Origin of the sequence: Acetobacter lambici (genome assembly GCF_011516885.1) — a bacterium.
GTDB classification, from domain to species: domain Bacteria; phylum Pseudomonadota; class Alphaproteobacteria; order Acetobacterales; family Acetobacteraceae; genus Acetobacter; species Acetobacter lambici.
Genome location: NZ_WOTD01000015.1, coordinates 1 through 17,978, shown reverse-complemented (window position 1 = coordinate 17,978; position 17,978 = coordinate 1). Strand labels below are relative to the sequence as shown.

Sequence of the window (17,978 nt, the reverse complement as noted above, 5' to 3'; positions counted from 1 at the left end):
TACCAAGGAAGTTTCCATTATGTCCGATGCAATGCCTGACCGTCTTTCCGTCAACCCCAACAGCGAGTTCTATAACGAAGCCCTGCTCGAACGCGGTGTTGGCGTGCGGTTCAAGGGCGTGGAAAAAACCAACGTTGAGGAATACTGCGTCAGCGAAGGCTGGGTCCGTGTGGCTGTTGGCAAGACGGTTGACCGCCGCGGCAACCCCCTGACCATGAAACTGACCGGCCCGGTTGAAGTTTGGCTTAAGGACTGACCTTCCGCCAGAGCATGGCGCACTGACAATTAAATACTTTATTTAATTGTCAGTGTTTGGAATAGTGTCACGCATAATTCAAGGTCGACCAGAAGGGAAACCACTCCATGACCCAAACAGCACCCAGCACGGAAGCCACCATCAGGCACACCATTGTTATTGTTGGCGGCGGGTCCGCTGGCATTGCCGTTGCAGCCCGCATGCTGCGCGAACGCCCCACACTGGACATTGCCATTATAGACCCCGCCACAACCCACGCTTACCAGCCGGGCTGGACGCTGGTTGGCGCAGGGGTCATGAAGCTGCGTGACACACTGGAGCAGGAAGGCGGGCTTATTCCCAAGGGCTGCACATGGCTGCGCGCGGCAGTCAGCACCTTTGCGCCAGAAAACAATACCCTCACGCTTGAGGACGGGCGCACCGTGGCCTATGGCCGCCTGATCGTCTGCCCCGGCCTACAGCTTGACTGGGACAAGATTGAAGGCCTGAGCGAAACACTGGGCCGCAATGGCGTATGCTCCAACTATTCCAAGGATACGGTGGAATACACCTGGACCTGCATCCAGTCCCTTGCGGGGGGCACGGCCCTGTTCACCCAGCCGCCCATGCCGATCAAATGCGCGGGCGCTCCGCAAAAAATTGCCTACCTTGCCGCTGACCACTGGCGCAAACAGGGTACGCTCAACCGCACCAGTGTGGACTTCTGCCTTGCGGGGGACGCACTGTTTGGTGTGGCCTACTTCCGCCCCGCCTTGCAGCAGGCGGTGGATTACTACGGCATTAACCTGCAATACAAACATAACCTGATTGCCGTAAACGGGCCCGAGCGCAAGGCCACCTTTGCGGTAACCGGACCCGACGGCAAGGTAACAAAGGTGGTTCGGGAGTTTGACATGCTCCACGTCACCCCACCCCAGAGTGCCCCTGACTTTGTAAAAAAGAGCCCGCTGGCCGATGCCGCAGGCTGGCTGGACGTAAACGCCACAACGCTCCAGCACGCCAAATACCCCACCGTTTTTGGTATTGGGGATGTTATGAACACCTCCAACGCCAAGACCATGGCAGCAGCCCGCGCACAAACCCCCGTGGTTGTACGCAACGTTCTGGCATCGCTCGATGGTCGCTCACTGAGCGGGCAGTATGACGGATACGGCGCATGCCCGCTGACCGTGGCGTATGGCAAGATCGTGCTGGCCGAGTTCCTGTATGGCGGCAAGCCCGCTCCCAGCTTCCCCTACGACCAGCGTAAGCCCAGCCGGTTTGCATGGTTCCTCAAGACCACCGTGTTCCCCCATGTTTACTGGGACATGATGCTCAAGGGCCGCGACATTGAAGTGCCGCACCACCCTGACTGGTCCAAGAACTGACATATATCTCCACCCCCTGCCGCATCCGCTCAGTCTGGTGCGGCAGGGTTAACGCGTAGCCAATAAAAAAACCTCCCCGCAAACCGGGGAGGTTTTTTTACGCGCATGACCGGGCAACCTGATGCGCCCGGTGCCCCTTGGGCTCAAACGTCGTCAGTCGGTCTTTTGGGCAGCAGGGCTGGGACAAACACCAATGTACCCAACAATGTGCAGGTCAGCGATAGCAGGAGCAGACGCCCCATGCTGGCCGTGCCGGGATGGTGAGAAAGGGCGAGCGAGCCAAAGGCCGTACCCGTGGTCAGGGCCGAGAACAGCACGGCCCGCGCTGTGGGAGACGCCAGCGGAAACTGAACCCCATCGCGCCAGTTCATAACAAAATAGATGTTGAAGGAAACACCAACCCCAAGCAGCAGGGGGAGCGCAATAATATTGGCGAAGTTCAGCGTTTCGGGCAGCAGCACGACCAGAATGACCGTCATCAGCGCGGAAAGCAGCAACGGAGCCAGCACAAGCGCCATATCCTTAACCCTGCGCAGCGCGATCATAAGGATAATGGCGATCATGACCACAGCAGCCCCCGCGGCCTGCTCGAACGCACGCACAATGGAGCGGGCACTTTCCACAATATCCACCGCCGTACCGGCCATATCGGGTTCGACCTTCTGCAAGGACGCAACAAATTTGCGCAGTGCGCCGGAACTGCTCATCACCCCTTTGGGGTGGACTTCCACAAGAGCGCGGCCATCGGGCAGCAGGTAGTCGTTTGCAATGCTTGGCGGCACATCATGAATGCTCACAGGCCCAGCCTGCAACATGCTCCGCAATTGTGCCAGTTCTGGCGGCAAAAAGCGTACCAGTGCTGTGTTCGCGGCTTCAACCGTAGCATCTGGCGCTGTGGCCAGACGGGTCAGTGCCGCAGCAATCCTGCGCAGCGGGTCGTTGGCTGGCAGCTTGTCCTGCACCTCTGCCAGAGCCTTGGCCGTGCTGGCCGCAGCGGCACGCAGGTCTGCCGCAGTGGGTGCGGGCTTGGGGTTGGGCACAATCAGGGTTGGCAGCAGCATGGAGGCCGCATCCTGAATAAGAGCGAGTTTTTCTGGCTGCTGGTTGGGCACGTATGAACCAAGCCACATGACGTCATGCACATCGGGCAGTTCATCCAGACGATCGGCTTCTTTCTCGGCTTCCGCCAGAGACTTGACCAGAAGCTCCGCGCTGTAAGGGGATGTCTGCGGGTTGCCGATCAGCAGGCTGAGCGCACGCATGCCCTCGGAGTTGGGGTTTTTGGTGTGCAGCGGGTCTCCATCAAACTGCAAGGCAGGCACCAGCGCCAGCCCGACAACCGCAACCACGCCAAAAAACGCCAGAAGCCATTTGCGGTGATGCCGGATTTTAACATCCACCGGCTTCATCCACGCATACCCCATGCTGGGGCAGTTAAGCGGCGGGTGGCAGATGCACAGCAGCGCGGGCAGCAGGGTGGTTGTGCACACAAATGCCACCAGCATGCCAATACCCGCGATCAGCCCCAACTGGGCCACGCCCAGAAAGGCTGTGGGCGTAAACGCCAAAAACCCGGCGGACGTGGCAAGGGAGGCAACCAGAATCTGATGCCCCGTTTCCTCCCCCGTCATGCGCAGGGCTTCATACATGCCATCCTTGCCCGTGGCAATCGGGCTTTGTGCCCTGAAGCGCACGGAAAACTGGATGGCAAAATCCACCGCAATCCCCACGAACAGAATGGCGAATGCGACCGAAATCAGATTGAGCGTGCCCACGGCCACCGCAGCAAAGCCCGTTGTCAGCAACAGCCCCACAACAAGTGTTACCACAATCGGCAGCACCACGCGCCATGACCGCACGGCCAGCGCAAGCCACAGTGTGACCAGCAGCAAGGACCCGACAAGCCCTGCCACCATGCCTTCGGCCACGGTTGCAAACTCTTCATCATCAAGCTGCACCTGCCCGGTCAGGTGGACCTTGGCGTGGCCAGTGCGCACGAATTCAAGATCCTTGATCACGTCGCGCATGGCGTCCGTGGCCTCTCCTCCGGGCTGGAAGGAGCCATAGTCCAGAATGGGCTGGGTCATAACAAACTGGTAACGCCCGGCAAGGTCGGACAACTGCCCGCCCAGCAGACGCTGCCATGACAGGGGAGTCGCCTGACCATCCGCTGCTTTTTCCAGCGTATTGGCAAAGCCGGTCAGGGGTGCCTGAAAACCAGCCAGATTGGCCTGCCCGGTCTTGACCCCTTCCGCTATCAGGGAGAGTGCTCCAAAAAGCCCGCGCGCGGACGGGTCCTGCGCAAGAGCGGACAAAAAGGGCTGGGCCGCAATTGTGTCGTTCAGGATCCCCGCCAGAGGTTTGGGCTCCAGAAACATAAGCCCGTTGCGCTCAAGGTAGGGGTTGGCATCCGGCCTGTTGGCAAAGGCAAAGTGCTTGTGGTCCGCCGCCAGCTTTGTGGCCAGTTGCTGGGCTGTTTCCTGCCCTTCTTCTGGCAGATCGGCTTCCACCACCGCGACCAGCAGGTTCTCCTTTTGCGGGAACAGGCGGGCCATCTCATCGGAGCGCTGTTTCCACTGGAGGCGGGGGGAGAGCATTTTGCTCGTATCCGTGGTCACGCCAAGCTGTGTCATGCCCGCATAAACACCAGCACCTGACAGCACGCAAAAAAGTGCCACGACCAGCCACGCATGGCGCGCACAGAGGGTGATAAAACGACCTATGGGTGCAAAGAGCATGATAAACGACAAGATCCTAGAAAAGTCATGGCGTCAGGCACAAAACCGCCTTGGTTTGCCTAACAGCTTCGCACGATGCAAGTGACGATATACACAGACCACTCTTCTTTTACCGTCCAGAATGGGGAAAATGGGATTTTTCCGCGCTTTTCCCGTGGTCGGACCATGCGTGTTCCAGCCACTGCCACAGCACCAGAGCGGGCAGACCCCACGCAATTTCGCGCAGGCGCTTGATAAGCGAGAGCGCAATGGCAACAGGTGGGGCAATGCCAAACAGCCCGCCGACAACCATATACCCCCCCTCTGACACACCCAGTGCTCCGGGCACGGCAAAGCCCGCGGACTTGGCGGCCTCGCCCACGCCCTCAATCACAAAGCCGGTCGCCAGCGAGCAGTCATGCCCCATAAAATGCAGGATCAGGCAGACTTCCACCGCCCCCAGCGCCCATGCCGCAAACTGGATGACCAGACAGGTCACCGCGTTGCGCCGGGTTTTGTAAAGACCCAGCACTTCCTGATGAATACCGCGAATACCCTCAACCCCGCCCCAGCCCAGATGGGCGGCAATCCGCTCCAGCAGCTTTTCCACCACCGCCACGGCTCCAAGCCACTGGCTGGCAAATACGGCAACACCAATAACGGCAAGGACCAGTGCACTTTCGAGCAGCCTGTCGGTCACGGCGGAGCGCTGGACCAGAGCAAGCAGTAACAGCAGACCCGCCACCGTAAACAGCACCTGACTGAGCAGTTCGATCGTAAGGTCACAAATGGTAGCGGCCGCGGCCCGGCGCAGACCCAGACCGCGCCGGGCCAGCAGGCGGCTGGAGACAACCTCCCCCCCCACCTGCGCTACGGGCAGCAGATTATTCACCCCTTCGCGCACACAGCGGAGCATGAAAAAGTCACGCAGGGGCAGATGCGGGGGCAGGTCACGCCGTGCAATAATACGCCACGCCTGCGCGGAAAGGGAAACCTGAACACCATGAAAGACAATGGCGGCAAGGATTCCCCAGCCGCCAGTCATCACAAGCGCAAAAATGGCCTGCGCGCCAAAGCGCGAGAGCATCCATACCGTCAGGCCCAGCCCCAGAACGCCGGCCACAAGAGTGATGCGCTTCATGCAGTCTCCCCATCCCATGCCCCAGGCGCTGCTGACCCCGGCATGTGGCTCCTTTTACCCCTCCCTGATCTGGCGCAGGAGAGCAAGAGATTCCACACATGCCGCAGCGGCCTCACGCCCTTTATTATGCACATCATCCGAAGAACGCACAGTCGCCTGTTCTTCCGAATAAGTGGTGAGGATACCAAACGCGACCGGCACTTCCGTTGCAAGGCTTGCCTGCATGATGCCAATGGTCGCCCCAAGGCTGATAAATTCAAAATGCGCGGTATCACCCTTGACCACGCAGCCAAGGCAGATCACGCCTTCATACCGCCCGCTTTTGGCCAGTGCCTGTGCCAGCAGGGGCATTTCAAACGCGCCGGGGGCGGCAAACACATCACCTTCGGCCACGGCAATGTTGTGCTCGCCCAGCCATGCAATGGCGCCATCACGCAGGCCACCTGTTACCGTCTCATTAAACCGGCTGACAACCAGCGCCAGACGGGGAGCGGGGGAAAGTGCCTTAAGGTCAGGCAGAGTAACGGGGGAACGTGTACCCATGGGTCGTATTTTCCTTAATAATCGCTACGTCGTGATATAATTCAGATCAGGCAGAAACTGTGTGCAGCGCCGGGGTTGGGGCATCGCAGCTCAGATGGTGGCCCATGCGCTGGCGCTTGGCATGCAGGTAGGCACGGTTGAACGTGTTGGCCGGAATTTCCAGCCCCAGTCTTTTGCGCACCACAAAGCCACGGCTTTCCAGCGCGCGCACCTTGTCGGGGTTGTTGGTCAGCAGATCAAGCTGCCCCACGCCAAGGCTGCGCAGAATACCGGCCGCTGCCCGCCAGTCCCGCGCATCGGTGGCAAAGCCCAGCCTGTGGTTGGCCTCCACCGTATCCAGCCCCGCATCCTGCAATTCGTAGGCACGGATTTTGTTGACCAGACCAATGCCGCGCCCTTCATGCCCACGCACATACACCAGCACGCCACACTCCGCCTGCCCAATGGCCTGCAAGGCCGCCTGAAGCTGGGACCCGCAGTCGCACCGCAGGGAGCCCAGCGCATCCCCTGTTACACATTCGGAATGCAGGCGCACCAGCGGCACCGGGCCTGTGGGCCGCACATCGCCCTTGACCAGAGCCACATGCTCCACGCCGTTTTCGTCCTTAAAGGCGTGGATAATCAGATCGTTCCCGCCATAAACGCTGGGCAGGGCGGCCTTGGCCAGATCGGGCACGGTCTCTTCCGCCGCCACGGGAGCCGCAGCGGGTTGCGGAGCAACAGGTGCCAGACCGTTAGCCCCGATCCACGTCACCAGTTCGGCAATGGAGATAATGGGCAGGTCATGCTGGCGGGCGAACACGTCCAGCTGAGGGCGGCGGGCCATTGTGCCGTCCTCGTTCAGAATTTCGCAGATCACCGCGGCGGGCTTGAGCCCTGCAAGGCGCAGCAGGTCAATGGAGCCTTCCGTATGACCAATGCGCGCCAGCACCCCACCGGGTTCGGCACGCAGGGGGAAGATATGCCCAGGGGATGCAATATCCGCAGGCCCGGCATCATCCGCTGTGGCGACCAGTACCGTCTGCGCGCGATCCGCTGCGGAAATGCCCGTGCTCACACCCTCCCGCGCCTCGATCGACACGGTAAAGGCCGTGCCGTACTGGGCGGTGTTGTCGCTCTGGCGGACCATCATGGGCAGTTCAAGCTGCGCAACCCGCTCCGCAGTCAGGGGCAGGCAGACCAGCCCACGGGCATGAGTGATCATGAAGTTCATGGCCTGCGGGGTCATGAATTCGGCCGCCATCACAAGATCTCCCTCGTTCTCGCGGTCCTCATCATCCACCATCACGACCATGCGGCCCGCGCGCACGGCGTCCAGCGCGCGCAACAGACGCCCGGAAGGCTGGAGCGGTGCGGTCTGCCCCTGTGTCATTTTGCCTGACATTGTGCCTCCACATATTTTGCAATGATATCCACTTCCACATTCACCGCATCCCCCACGTTGAGCGTGCCCAGCGTGGTGTGGTCCCATGTGTGCGGAATGATCATGAGGGCAATGCGGAACATACCATCATGCACAGCCCCCACCTCGTTCAGTGTCAGGCTGATCCCATCGAGTGCGACGGAGCCTTTTTCCACCATGTAGCGGCGCAGGTCTGCTGGAATATCAAATTCCACACGCCGGGCATCGCCCACAAAGGTCGCGCCTACAAACCGGCCAAGCCCGTCCACATGCCCCTGCACAATATGCCCCGACAAACGGGTGGAAGGCGTGACCGCGCGTTCCAGATTAACCCGTGAGCCTGCCGTGAGCGTGCCCAGCATGGTGCGGTCCAGTGTCTCGCTGCTCACAAAAAAACGGACGGGCATGTTCTGTGCCGGAGCAACGGCTGTCAGGCACACACCATTAACGGCAATGCTCTCGCCTTCGGCCACATCGGCAAGCCCGGTCTGTACTTCCAGCATAAGGGAGCGAGCACCCTGCTCCACCTTAAGGACCTGACCGAGGGATTCTATAATACCGGAAAACATGCCTGCTCCTGCGTGCATTCTGCCCATTGAGGGAAAAGGGAAAGGGGGGAGATGTCGTGTCGGGTGGAAACAGAAAAATGGTCACACCCCTGCGCGTCCTGCCCGATATGCAGCCAGTCATCCCACAGACCCTGCGCACTTATGGCGCGCAGCAGGGTAGGACCGGCCTCCACCATGACCCACAGGGCCGACGTGTTAGCCAGCAGGGCGGGCAGGTCGGCGCAATCTGGGCAGAACAACACATCAAACCGCTGCTCGGCCTGTGCCAGCCAGTGGGGCGGCACATTGCGTTGCGCCCCACACACCACCAGCACGCGCCGACGGCTGGCGTGGTCTGGCACATGCCGCACGGTAAAGGCGGGCTGGTCAGCCTGTATTGTGCCCGTGCCCGTAACAATACCGTCCGTCACCCGCCGCAGGGCATGGGCAAACTGGAGCGATTGCGCGGTTGTAAAGGTTGTGCTGCCTGCGGGGGGCACCATGCTGCCTTGGGCGTTAACGGCCTGTTTGACCGTAATCCACGGCCGCTCATGCACCATACGCCATGCAAACGGGGCCAGCAGCGCACGGCAGCGCGCCATGCAGGCCGCACCATTGGGCGCGTGGGCCAGCCAGCGCACAGCCAGCCCTTGGGCCTGCAAATAGGCTGCCCCTCCGCCGGGCACATGGGGGTTGGGGTCTGCACAACCAATCCAGACCGTTTGCACGGGGGTAGAAAGCAGGGCCTGCGTACAGGGGGGTGTGCGCCCGGTATGGTTGCATGGCTCAAGCGTGACCACAGCGGTATGAATCCGCTCCACCACACCCAGGGCGCGCGCCTGTTCCACGGCCAGACGTTCGGCGTGCAGTTCACCTGCCTTATGGTGGGCGGCAATGACCAGCACGGCTCCCTGTGCGTCCAGCAACACGCACCCCACGGCGGGGTTTGGCGCTGTCTGCCCGGCAAAGCGCCACGCCTCGAACACAGCCAGATCAAAGGCTGCGCCAACACGCTCTGGCATTGCGTGGGAGAAAGTTTGTGAAATGCTGTTCACCCTGTTCTCTTCAGTCCATACCTGCACGTTACAGACGGACTCAGGGCGTCAAAAAAGGTCGCCCGCTCCTTGCACGCAAACCGGACTCCGGCATAACGGACAAAAAACGAGTCTCTCTTTTTCGTTCTCTCTCATCCGGACTATGACCGTCGGCTCCGGAATTACACCGGATCTGCTGACCCTGCCGAAGCAGGCGCTCGCGGGCTTGGGGTAGCGCACCACCCCTTTACCGCCGGTAGGGAATTACACCCTGCCCTGAGAACGTCGCACCCACACAGCGGGTGCTCTGTTAATATGATGGCCCCAAGCCCTGCGGGTTGCAAGGGCAAAACACTTCACATCTCCTTATGGCTGATCCGGGCAGCCCTGACACACCCCCCACCAGCCCCGTTGGAACGCCACGCAAAGCCACCCCCCTTTGCCTAACATTCCGACACTGTTATGAGAGGCACACGCAGCCCCGGTCCAGCCGTGGACCAAGCGGGCGGCCCTTTTGCAACCATGAGTTCTGGCAGGTTTTCCCCTTGCTTACCCTGTGTTCCTTCCCTCCGGTTGCATTCGCGTTGTATGTTGGTGCTCCCTCAACCCCCATGGACCAGCCATGACCAAGCCAGACCCGGCCCCCCAAACCACCTCATCCCCCGTGGCCATGACCGGCCTTGCCGGGTGGGTGGAGGCACGCCTGCCTGTTATTTCCGCCTTCCGGGCTGAATATATTGACTTCCGCCTACCCCGTAACCTGAACGGGTTGTGGAATTTTGGCGCCATTCTCACTGTTGTTCTGCTGCTTATGCTGGCTACCGGCATTTTTCTGGCCATGAACTACACCCCCACTAATGCGGGGGCTTTTCTGTCGGTCGAGGCCATAGATCGCCAGCTTGCTGGCGGGTGGCTGCTACGGGCCATGCATATGACCGGGGCCAACCTGTTTTTGGCCGCACTCTACGTACACCTGTTCCGTGGCCTGTATTACGGCTCCTACAAGGCTCCGCGTGAGCTGCTGTGGCTGAGCGGCCTGCTCCTGCTGGTGCTGGTCATGGCCACTGCCTTTGCAGGCTACATGCTGCCATGGGGCCAGATGTCCTACTGGGGAGCGGACGTGATTACCAAAGCCGTGGGCGCCATACCCGGCATTGGGCCAAGCCTTGAGCACATTATGGCGGGCGGGGACCATTTGGGGGATGTGTTTTTGCACCACTTTTTTGTCCTGCACTTTCTGCTGGCCTTTGTGGTCGTTGGGGTTGTTGGGCTGCATGTGACCATTGTGCATGTCAATGGCTCCAACAACCCGCTGGGAGTTGAACCACGCACCCCAAAGGATACCGTGCCGTTCTACCCCTATTACATCAGCAAGGATCTGGTTGGCCTTATCGTGTTCGCCATGGTGTTTGCGGCCCTTATGTTCTTCTGGCCCAATGTGCTGATCGAGGCGGATAATTACACTCCGGCCGACCCCATGCACACACCGGCGGATATTGAGCCGGAATGGTATTTTCTGCCTTTTTATGGCCTGCTCCAGTCCGTTCCTTCCAAATTTGGCGGGCTGGTGTCCTCCGCCGCATCCCTTCTTATCCTGTTTGCCCTGCCTTGGCTGGACCGCTCCCCCGTGCGTTCCATGCGCTTCCGCCCGCTCTGCCGGATTGGCCTGTTCGGGCTTGTCGCGGCTTTTATTCTGCTGGCAGCGGCGGGCAAGCACCATGCTCAGGGCGGATGGCTGATTGTGGCGCGACTGGCCGGGATTTATTACTTCAGCTACTTCGTGGTGCTGCTCCCCCTTGCCTCAAGCCGGGAAAAAACACGCCCCCTCCCCGCCTCCATTGCCGCCGCGGAAGGAGATCACTGATGCGGAGTCCTTTTACCCGCCCCGCTCTGGGTCTGTTGGTGGCGCTTGGCCTGTCCGGTGCAGCGCTGGCCAATGAGCCGGACAAAACACCCCCGCATCAGGCATGGAGCTTTGACGGCCCACTGGGCCAGTATGACAAAGGCAGCCTGCAACGCGGCTTTGTGGTGTTCCAGCGCGTCTGCTCCACCTGCCATGGCATGCGTAACCTGACTTATAACGATCTGGCTGGCATTGGCCTGACCCAGCAGCAGATTGCCGAAACCGCAAAAGCCAAACCACAACCCGGCGCGCCAGACGCCATGGGGCAACCCACCACGCGCCCCGGATTGCCCGACGACCACCTAAACTCCCCCTTCCCCAGCGATGCAGCCGCTGCGGCCATGATGGGGGGCGTGGCCCCGCCCGATCAGTCCCGCCTTGCCATGACCCACCCCGGCGGACCAGACTGGCTGTATGCTTTTTTGACCGGCTACCGCATGCCACCACCAGCCGATGCCCCCATGGTGCCAGGCAAGTTTTATAACGACTGGGCCACAGGCCACATGATTGGCATGCCCCCGCCCCTGATGAACGGCATGATCCATTACCCCGATGGCACACCCGCCACGGTGGAACAGCAGGCACGCGACATAACCACTTTTCTGGTCTGGGCGTCCGATCCGCACCGCAATGAACGCCATAGTATTGGCAAGGCCGTTATGGCCTATCTGGCCGTGCTTCTGGCGCTGGCCGTTGCATGGAAACGCAAAATCTGGAAACGCCTGAAAACGCAGTGAAGAACGGAAAGCACGCACAACCATGACACGCGAGACTGACACCAACCCAGCTCCCGAACAGGCCCCCGGCCGCCGCGACTTTCTGGGCATGGTCACCACGGCTGGCACGGTCACAGGCATTGCGGCCTGCGCCATTCCGTTTGTGGAAAGCCTGCAACCCCAGGACAGCGCTGCAGCCCACCTGCCGGTTGATGTGGATATTACACGCCTTGCTCCCGGCCAGCAGATGGTGGCCGTATGGCAGGGCAAGCCGGTCTTTATTATCCGCCGCACGCCTGAAGAACTGGCGAGCCTGCAAAATGCGGAGCTGAGCGCGCAGCTCAAGGACCCCGGCTCCACCGCCAACCAGCAGCCCGGCTATGCCCGCAACTGGCACCGGTCCATTGCCCCCGAATACGGGGTTTATGTTGGCATCTGCACACATCTGGGCTGCGTGCCAGCCTACATCCCCCCTCAGGGGAGCGGGCCGGAGGCATCGGGCGGGTATGGCTGCCCGTGCCATGGCTCCAAGTTTGATCTGGCGGGACGGGTGCAAAAAGGCGCTCCAGCACCTTACAACCTGCCTGTACCCCCTTACGCCATGGCGTCTGCCACAGTGATCCGGCTGGGCGAGAACCCCAAAGGGGAAACATTCGATTTTTCGACCATAGAGCAGATCTAACCCCTTCCCCGCCTGTTCCGTGTCTGGCGGGGTTTTTCCAGCCCTTCTCCCCACTCTCACCGCACACAAAGCTCACACCCATGGTGTGAAATGCTTTTGCCCAAAAGCCGCTTATCAGCCATGACGGACTACGCCATGCTTGTGTAATCGGGGCAGGCCCTTTGCGGTCCGGCCTTAAAATACACAGGGAATTGCAGATATGTCCGGGATTGTTGTTGTTTATCACTCAGGTTATGGCCACACCCGCAAAGTGGCGGAACACCTTGCCCAAGGTGCCAAAGCCGAGCTGATTGCCATTGATGAGAATGGTGACCTGCCCGACAGTGCATGGGACAAGCTGGCCGAAGCCAAAACCATTGTGTTTGGCGCGCCCACCTATATGGGCAACGCAAGCTGGCAGTTCAAAAAATTCGCGGATGCCTCATCCAAAATATGGTTCATGCGGGGCTGGCAGAACAAGCTGTTCGCGGGCTTTACCAACAGCGCAAGCCCAGCAGGCGACAAAGGGGTAACACTGGCATGGCTGCAAACCCTTGCAGGCCAGCATGGCGGCATCTGGATCAGCCTTGGCATGCTGCCCTCCAACACCAAAGCTGCCAAAAACACAGACCTGAACGCCCTTGGCGGCTCCACCGGCCTGCTGGTGCAAAGCCCCTCTGACGCCAGCGTGGACGAAATTCCACAAGGTGGGCTGGATACGGCCACTGCATTTGGCCTGCGCATTGCCGAAATTACAGAACGATTTGCATGAAATCCGTATTTATACGGCAGGAAATTGCGTGGTGATGGTCTATTCTTTAAAAAGATAAATAAAACCGCGCCATTGTCAGCGGGTATCACGCAACTGTGATACCCGCTTGTCGTTTTTGCTATTTCATTCTGATATCGGAATGTTACCAATCGGACTAGTCAATCACCTTAGCAGCACATATAAATACAATAAAAGTGCGGGAATCTGAGTAATGAATCTGTCCAGAAAAAAATCAGGTTTTGCCATTGCCTTAAGCGTTGCTTCTGTTCTGGTGGCCGCTCCTTTTAAGTCGGCAAAGGCACAGGTTCACCCGTTTTCAGCTTTTTCCAGTGGGGGGTCCGACCTGTCGCACTGGCTGTCCGATGTTACGCTGATCGGCCAGATTGAAGGCGGTATCATGGCTAACCCGGCCCGCCCCAATCCCGGCTACAACTTTGGTGACTTTCTGGCCGACCATGCCAATCAGGTCCAGTTGAACCAGGCGGAATTCACGCTCTCCAAAGCCATTGATCCGAGCAAGAACACCTACCAGATTGGCTTTACGCTCGAAGGTCTTTATGGTTCGGACGCACGGTACTACCATCTGGTCGGCGTGTCCGATCAGGAATGGAAGGCCCGCTACCAGCTTATTCCCGCACAGGCCCATGTTGACGTGCACCTGCCCTGGCTGACCTCCGGCGGGCTGGACATGCAGGCCGGTATTCTACAGGCCCCCATGGGTGTGGAAGGGCTGGACCCCGCCTCCCGCGCCTTCTACACGCTGGCTTATACATCTGAATACTCCGTGCCCTTCCAGCATGTGGGCGCGATGTTCAACTGGCATGTCACTCCCATTCTGGACGTCACTTTCGGGATTGATACCGGCAACCAGACAACCTTTGGCTCGTCGGACAACAACGACAAGCCTGCGGGCTATTTTGGCTTTAACCTGAACAATCTGCTGGGCGGCAAACTCCGGATTGTCGAACTCAGCCGCGTGGGGCCAGAAGACGTCTGGCGTGGCTCCTCCACGATCTCTCGTTACGAAGCCAACCATGCCCAGCGCTTCTGGAACGATATTAACGCGACCTATCAGGTCAACGACAAGCTGAGCCTGACGGCCGAATTCAACTACCTGCACGACGAAGGTGTACGCGGCATTGGCGCACGCGGCCAGTTTGCAGGCACGGATGCCGAGAGCTTTGTCAGCTTCCTGAGCTACAAGATCAATAAGGACTTTACGTTTAACTACCGTGGCGAAATCTACCGCGACAACAACAACTCGCTGGTCGCCTCCTTCCGCGGCAATAACTCCTATATGAACGCCATTGCAGGCCGCCCGGCCGATCTTGTGCCCGGCGCAAGTGGCCACGGCACCACCTACGGCGATCTCTCGCTTAACGTCGCTTACCGCCCAGATCTGGGGCACCATGTGCGCGTCTTCCAACTCCGCCCGGAAATCCGGTTTGACCGCGCGCTTAACAGCACCACGCCCTTTAATGGCGGTCGCAACAACGGCATGTTCACCTTTGGTGGGGACGCAGTGATCGGCTTCTAAAGCACACACGCCCCCACAGTTAGCCTGAACAAAAACAACTTCTGGCACGCCCGCCACCCAAATGGAGGTGGGCGTGCCACATGTATTGATCTCGTTCCATCGCCGCCATGCGTGCGCAGCCTATGGGCCATGCGCAAAAGAGCCACCCGCGCAACAGCACGCCACCAACAAGATGCGCCACCAGACCGACTGGCAACCAACGCTCAGGTGCACACCCCCATACATCCCACAGCATTTTGGCCATTTTCATGTGCTTTGAAAAGATGGATGAGGAACAGTTCCGCTCAACTCACCACTCCAACAGCCACAAACCCAACAGGATAGGCACCCCATGCTGTGGGGGTTACTGTTTGCGATAAAGAGTTACATCCTGCCTTAATTAGTTGTAAGGGCATGCTGTCTTTACACTGTCGGGTTTTATGGCATGCCGCAGAAAAAAAACAGAACAGATGCCGTTTTTTCGGCCCTGCTCCCCGACTGCCGCGTGCCAACAGGGTATACAGCCCTAAAATACGGCCTGCTTCTGGCTGTTTTTATTTATATCCTGAGCTACCTACTGATCCCTTTTTCAAATGAAGACCCCGCTTACTATACCGTTTTAGGGCGCGGCATAATACGGTACCATCTCTTCCCTCATTCCTACGGATTTGACCATAAACCATTTGGCGTTGACCTGTTTTATGGCTTATGGGACCAGATAACTCCATTTTATAGAGGCAAATTTACTCTTCTCGCATTTGTTTTAATTGGTCTTATTACCTGCATTTGCCATGCATTTGGTGAATTTTCCAGACGGACAGCTTTTATACTGCTGATCGTCTGTGGATCTATGTTCGACATACTTTCGGGTAACTCCGAACTCGTTCTACTTACGGGGGAAGCTTTATGCCTGACCCTCATGCTCAAAGGTCTGGAAAACAATCAAAATAGCCTGTTTTTTCTGGCAGGCTGCGTGGCGGCCTTTGTTGTTAATGTCAATTACCTCTCAGCACTCTGCCTTCCGGCTCCTGCCGCCGTGCTGCTGCTTTCCCCCGGCTGGTTCCGCCTCTCACGCTGCGGCCTGACTTTACTGGGGAGCATGACTGGGTTGATGCTCCTGTTCTCGCCCTACATCATGGCTGGGCACGGTGCGTTACAGACGTATTTTTCCATGCAACAGAACTTCCTGCACCATTATAGCGGGTCATGGCACGAGCGGTTGCGTGGCCTACTCTGGAACACGATTGATCTTGTACTGCTTAGCCCCATCCTGCTTGCATGGTGCAGACGTTTTTCCCCATTGAACTGGACTGAAGAAAACCGCAAAAACTTACTGTTGCCACTCTGGTTTTTATCGTCCCTACCGGCAACCATCTTGTCGGGTCATCCCTTTGACCACTACTTCCAGCTCTGCTTTGTGCCCGCTGCCATTATGTGGGCTATTCTGTTGCGGCAGGGCGCGGCATCTACAGGGTATATGCTTATACCCTTCTTTGCATCCGTTGCTTTTTTTATGGTGCAGAATACTCACAAGAACTACAACACCCTGCGCTTTAGCAACCGGGTAAACTATGCTGCGATCCACAAAGAAATTGGTCAAAAAAAGGTTCTGAATATTCGAACTCATGAATCAGTATTTTATATGGCTGACCTCAAGCCGTTTGATATTTACCTATTCTATACCCATATAGACATCATGTATGGCCAGCAGGCATGGCAACATTACCTACAGGACCTCCAGCAGAACGCACCTTACGTTGTTATGCCCTATGATGCCTGCGCGCGCCATCAGGTTGAAGTGCCGGTATGCCAGTGGATACAGGCACATTACCAATTAATTTATGCAATAAATGTACGGCCATCACGACCGAACAAGTTCTCACTCTCAATTTACAAATTAGTGCAGCCAGCCCAACCTCAGACAAATTCGGAGATGCTGGCCCACTAAAGGCTTGGACTTGATGGTGCGCTCCAGGCAGGAGTTGCACCCAAAGGAATAGAACGCAGCCACAAACTATATTGTGGGTTTTTTGCAGGAACCTGCCTGAATATATAACGTTTATTATTCAACAACCCCGTTTGGCCATATAACAAGACCAATTGGCCGACATCCTTCTGACTTACTGATACAAGTGAGCAGGACCTATGCGTTGGGGGATGAATGTTAAAGAATTAAAAAATATAACTCCGGCTCCGAACAGAAATCTTTAGTGGGCTTGTGCAGACAACCATAAGGCTTTCACTTTTCCCCACTTATTCTGTTCAAAATCAGGAATGATTCTCATCTCCACTAAACTGGTATCAAGCACGATCAAGGAAGACAAGACTGATAAGGTATGGTACATGAAAAACACAATTGCTGGCAGCATAATCATGGCCTGCCGCATGTAAGTCGGATCGGGAATTGTTGAGATAGGCAATTGTTTTGTTTGAAAAAAACAAGAAAACTGGCCAGAAAACCGCCGTTGTAAGCGGTGCTTCTGGCGGCATAGGGCGCGCTTTGTGTTATCAGTTGCGCCAACGTGGGTATTGGGTCATTGGGTTGTCACGTCAGGTAAACCCCGCGGTGGACACAGCATATGTAGATTGCATGCTGACATGCGACCTGACGGATTCAAAAACTATTGAAGACGCTGCCCGGACTATTGGGAATACCTGTGACAGTATCAATCTTTTCGTATTTTGTGCGGGCGTTATTTCCCCCCAGTCCGTAGCTACGCTTGAGCATGGCCTTGCCACAGAGCAGGTTCAGATCAATCTGGTTGGCGTTATGCTGTTGACCAATGCCATTTTGCCCATGATGGCAAAAGGCTCGCATATTATCTATACCAATTCCATGGCGGGTATTTTTCCTCTGGCCGGAAGCAGCGTTTATTCCGCATCCAAGTTCGGCTTGCGCGGATTTGCTCTGGCGTTGGAGCAGGAACTCAAGCCCCAGCAGATTCATGTTTCTTCCATATTCCCGGGGAGCGTGAACACATCCATGCTCGCCACGGAAATGGAACATGGCGGTTCGGTTCTAAACTTTATGTCTGCACCGCAAGAACCAGAAGCAATAGCCAATTGGATTCTTTCAAACGGCGTTGGCAAGCATGTAGAAAACTTTCCATCGAGCTTTGACAGACTGTTTTGCAGTCTCTTCCTGTGGTCTCCCCGGTTCTTACGTCTCTGCCTACCATTCATGACGGCATGGGCCAAAGCAAGCCGCACACGATACCGGAAGAGCCTGTTGAAAAACCGTTCCGGTCAGTCCGGGTAGTTTTTGACCACTTTGGCGGGAAGCACGCCTGCTAATACCAACCGTTGATTGCTATAACCCATGAGCCCACTTGCGCAGTCCGATTGACATGATGCGCCATGGTTGATCGACGAGCTGGTTCCAGGCATGGCAGGCGATATCGA

General features: G+C 57.7%; 15 protein-coding genes and 1 riboswitch. Of the genes, 9 read left to right on the top strand and 6 right to left on the bottom strand.

Features of this window, described 5'->3' with window-relative positions; translation table 11 throughout:
* Positions 1-19: 19 nt before the first annotated feature.
* Both GOB86_RS08445 and GOB86_RS08440 read left to right on the top strand, forming a co-directional pair.
* Positions 20-256 carry a DUF3297 family protein gene (locus GOB86_RS08445; RefSeq protein ID WP_165991908.1) on the top strand — a complete coding sequence of 79 codons (237 nt, stop codon included), beginning with the start codon at positions 20-22 and terminating at the stop codon, positions 254-256.
* 107 nt (positions 257-363) lie between these two features.
* Positions 364-1,623 (top strand): NAD(P)/FAD-dependent oxidoreductase, encoded by a 1,260-nt coding sequence (locus GOB86_RS08440; protein WP_165991907.1) that lies wholly within the window; start codon positions 364-366, stop codon positions 1,621-1,623.
* 143 nt (positions 1,624-1,766) lie between these two features.
* On the opposite strand, the gene GOB86_RS08435 is transcribed toward GOB86_RS08440, so the two are convergent.
* From GOB86_RS08435 to ribD, 6 genes are all read right to left on the bottom strand, one after another.
* Positions 1,767-4,361, bottom strand: coding sequence for an MMPL family transporter (locus GOB86_RS08435; protein WP_165991906.1), 2,595 nt, complete (start codon positions 4,359-4,361; stop codon positions 1,767-1,769).
* A gap of 109 nt (positions 4,362-4,470) precedes the next feature.
* Positions 4,471-5,481 (bottom strand): lysylphosphatidylglycerol synthase domain-containing protein, encoded by a 1,011-nt coding sequence (locus tag GOB86_RS08430; RefSeq protein ID WP_165991905.1) that lies wholly within the window; start codon positions 5,479-5,481, stop codon positions 4,471-4,473.
* A 54-nt stretch (positions 5,482-5,535) separates the two neighbouring features.
* Positions 5,536-6,024, bottom strand: coding sequence for a 6,7-dimethyl-8-ribityllumazine synthase (gene ribH / locus GOB86_RS08425; RefSeq protein ID WP_165991904.1), 489 nt, complete (start codon positions 6,022-6,024; stop codon positions 5,536-5,538).
* Positions 6,025-6,070: 46 nt separating this feature from the next.
* A complete protein-coding gene (ribB, locus tag GOB86_RS08420; protein WP_242012566.1) occupies positions 6,071-7,408 on the bottom strand; it encodes a 3,4-dihydroxy-2-butanone-4-phosphate synthase in 1,338 nt (445 codons plus the stop codon).
* The gene (locus tag GOB86_RS08415) at positions 7,393-7,995 is read right to left on the bottom strand and encodes a riboflavin synthase (RefSeq protein WP_165991903.1); all 603 of its coding nucleotides are present in this window, start codon (positions 7,993-7,995) and stop codon (positions 7,393-7,395) included. Before GOB86_RS08415 ends, ribB begins: the two co-directional genes overlap by 16 nt.
* On the bottom strand, positions 7,977-9,029 hold the full coding sequence (gene ribD, locus GOB86_RS08410; protein ID WP_408737354.1) for a bifunctional diaminohydroxyphosphoribosylaminopyrimidine deaminase/5-amino-6-(5-phosphoribosylamino)uracil reductase RibD: 1,053 nt from the start codon (positions 9,027-9,029) through the stop codon (positions 7,977-7,979). The genes GOB86_RS08415 and ribD overlap by 19 nt, the downstream gene beginning before the upstream one ends.
* 119 nt (positions 9,030-9,148) lie before the next feature.
* Positions 9,149-9,296: riboswitch (FMN riboswitch) on the bottom strand.
* Between the two features lie 382 nt (positions 9,297-9,678).
* On the opposite strand from ribD, the gene GOB86_RS08405 reads away from it, so the two are divergent.
* The 7 genes from GOB86_RS08405 to GOB86_RS16595 all read left to right on the top strand — a co-directional run bounded on the left by GOB86_RS08405 (position 9,679) and on the right by GOB86_RS16595 (position 17,835).
* Complete coding sequence (locus GOB86_RS08405; protein ID WP_408737355.1) at positions 9,679-10,872, top strand: cytochrome b; 1,194 nt, start codon at positions 9,679-9,681, stop codon at positions 10,870-10,872.
* Positions 10,872-11,648, top strand: a complete 777-nt coding sequence (locus GOB86_RS08400) for a cytochrome c1 (protein WP_165991901.1) — start codon at positions 10,872-10,874, stop codon at positions 11,646-11,648. Before GOB86_RS08405 ends, GOB86_RS08400 begins: the two co-directional genes overlap by 1 nt.
* A 22-nt stretch (positions 11,649-11,670) precedes the next feature.
* On the top strand, positions 11,671-12,309 hold the full coding sequence (gene petA / locus GOB86_RS08395; RefSeq protein ID WP_165991900.1) for a ubiquinol-cytochrome c reductase iron-sulfur subunit: 639 nt from the start codon (positions 11,671-11,673) through the stop codon (positions 12,307-12,309).
* 199 nt (positions 12,310-12,508) lie between these two features.
* Positions 12,509-13,060, top strand: coding sequence for a flavodoxin family protein (locus tag GOB86_RS08390; protein ID WP_165991899.1), 552 nt, complete (start codon positions 12,509-12,511; stop codon positions 13,058-13,060).
* A 211-nt stretch (positions 13,061-13,271) separates the two neighbouring features.
* A complete protein-coding gene (locus tag GOB86_RS08385; protein ID WP_165991898.1) occupies positions 13,272-14,597 on the top strand; it encodes an outer membrane beta-barrel protein in 1,326 nt (441 codons plus the stop codon).
* A gap of 484 nt (positions 14,598-15,081) precedes the next feature.
* Entirely contained in the window at positions 15,082-16,524 is a 1,443-nt protein-coding gene (locus tag GOB86_RS08380; RefSeq protein ID WP_165991897.1) for a glycosyltransferase family 39 protein, read from the top strand.
* A 477-nt stretch (positions 16,525-17,001) separates the two neighbouring features.
* Complete coding sequence (locus GOB86_RS16595) at positions 17,002-17,835, top strand: SDR family NAD(P)-dependent oxidoreductase (protein ID WP_165991896.1); 834 nt, start codon at positions 17,002-17,004, stop codon at positions 17,833-17,835.
* Positions 17,836-17,978: the final 143 nt, after the last annotated feature.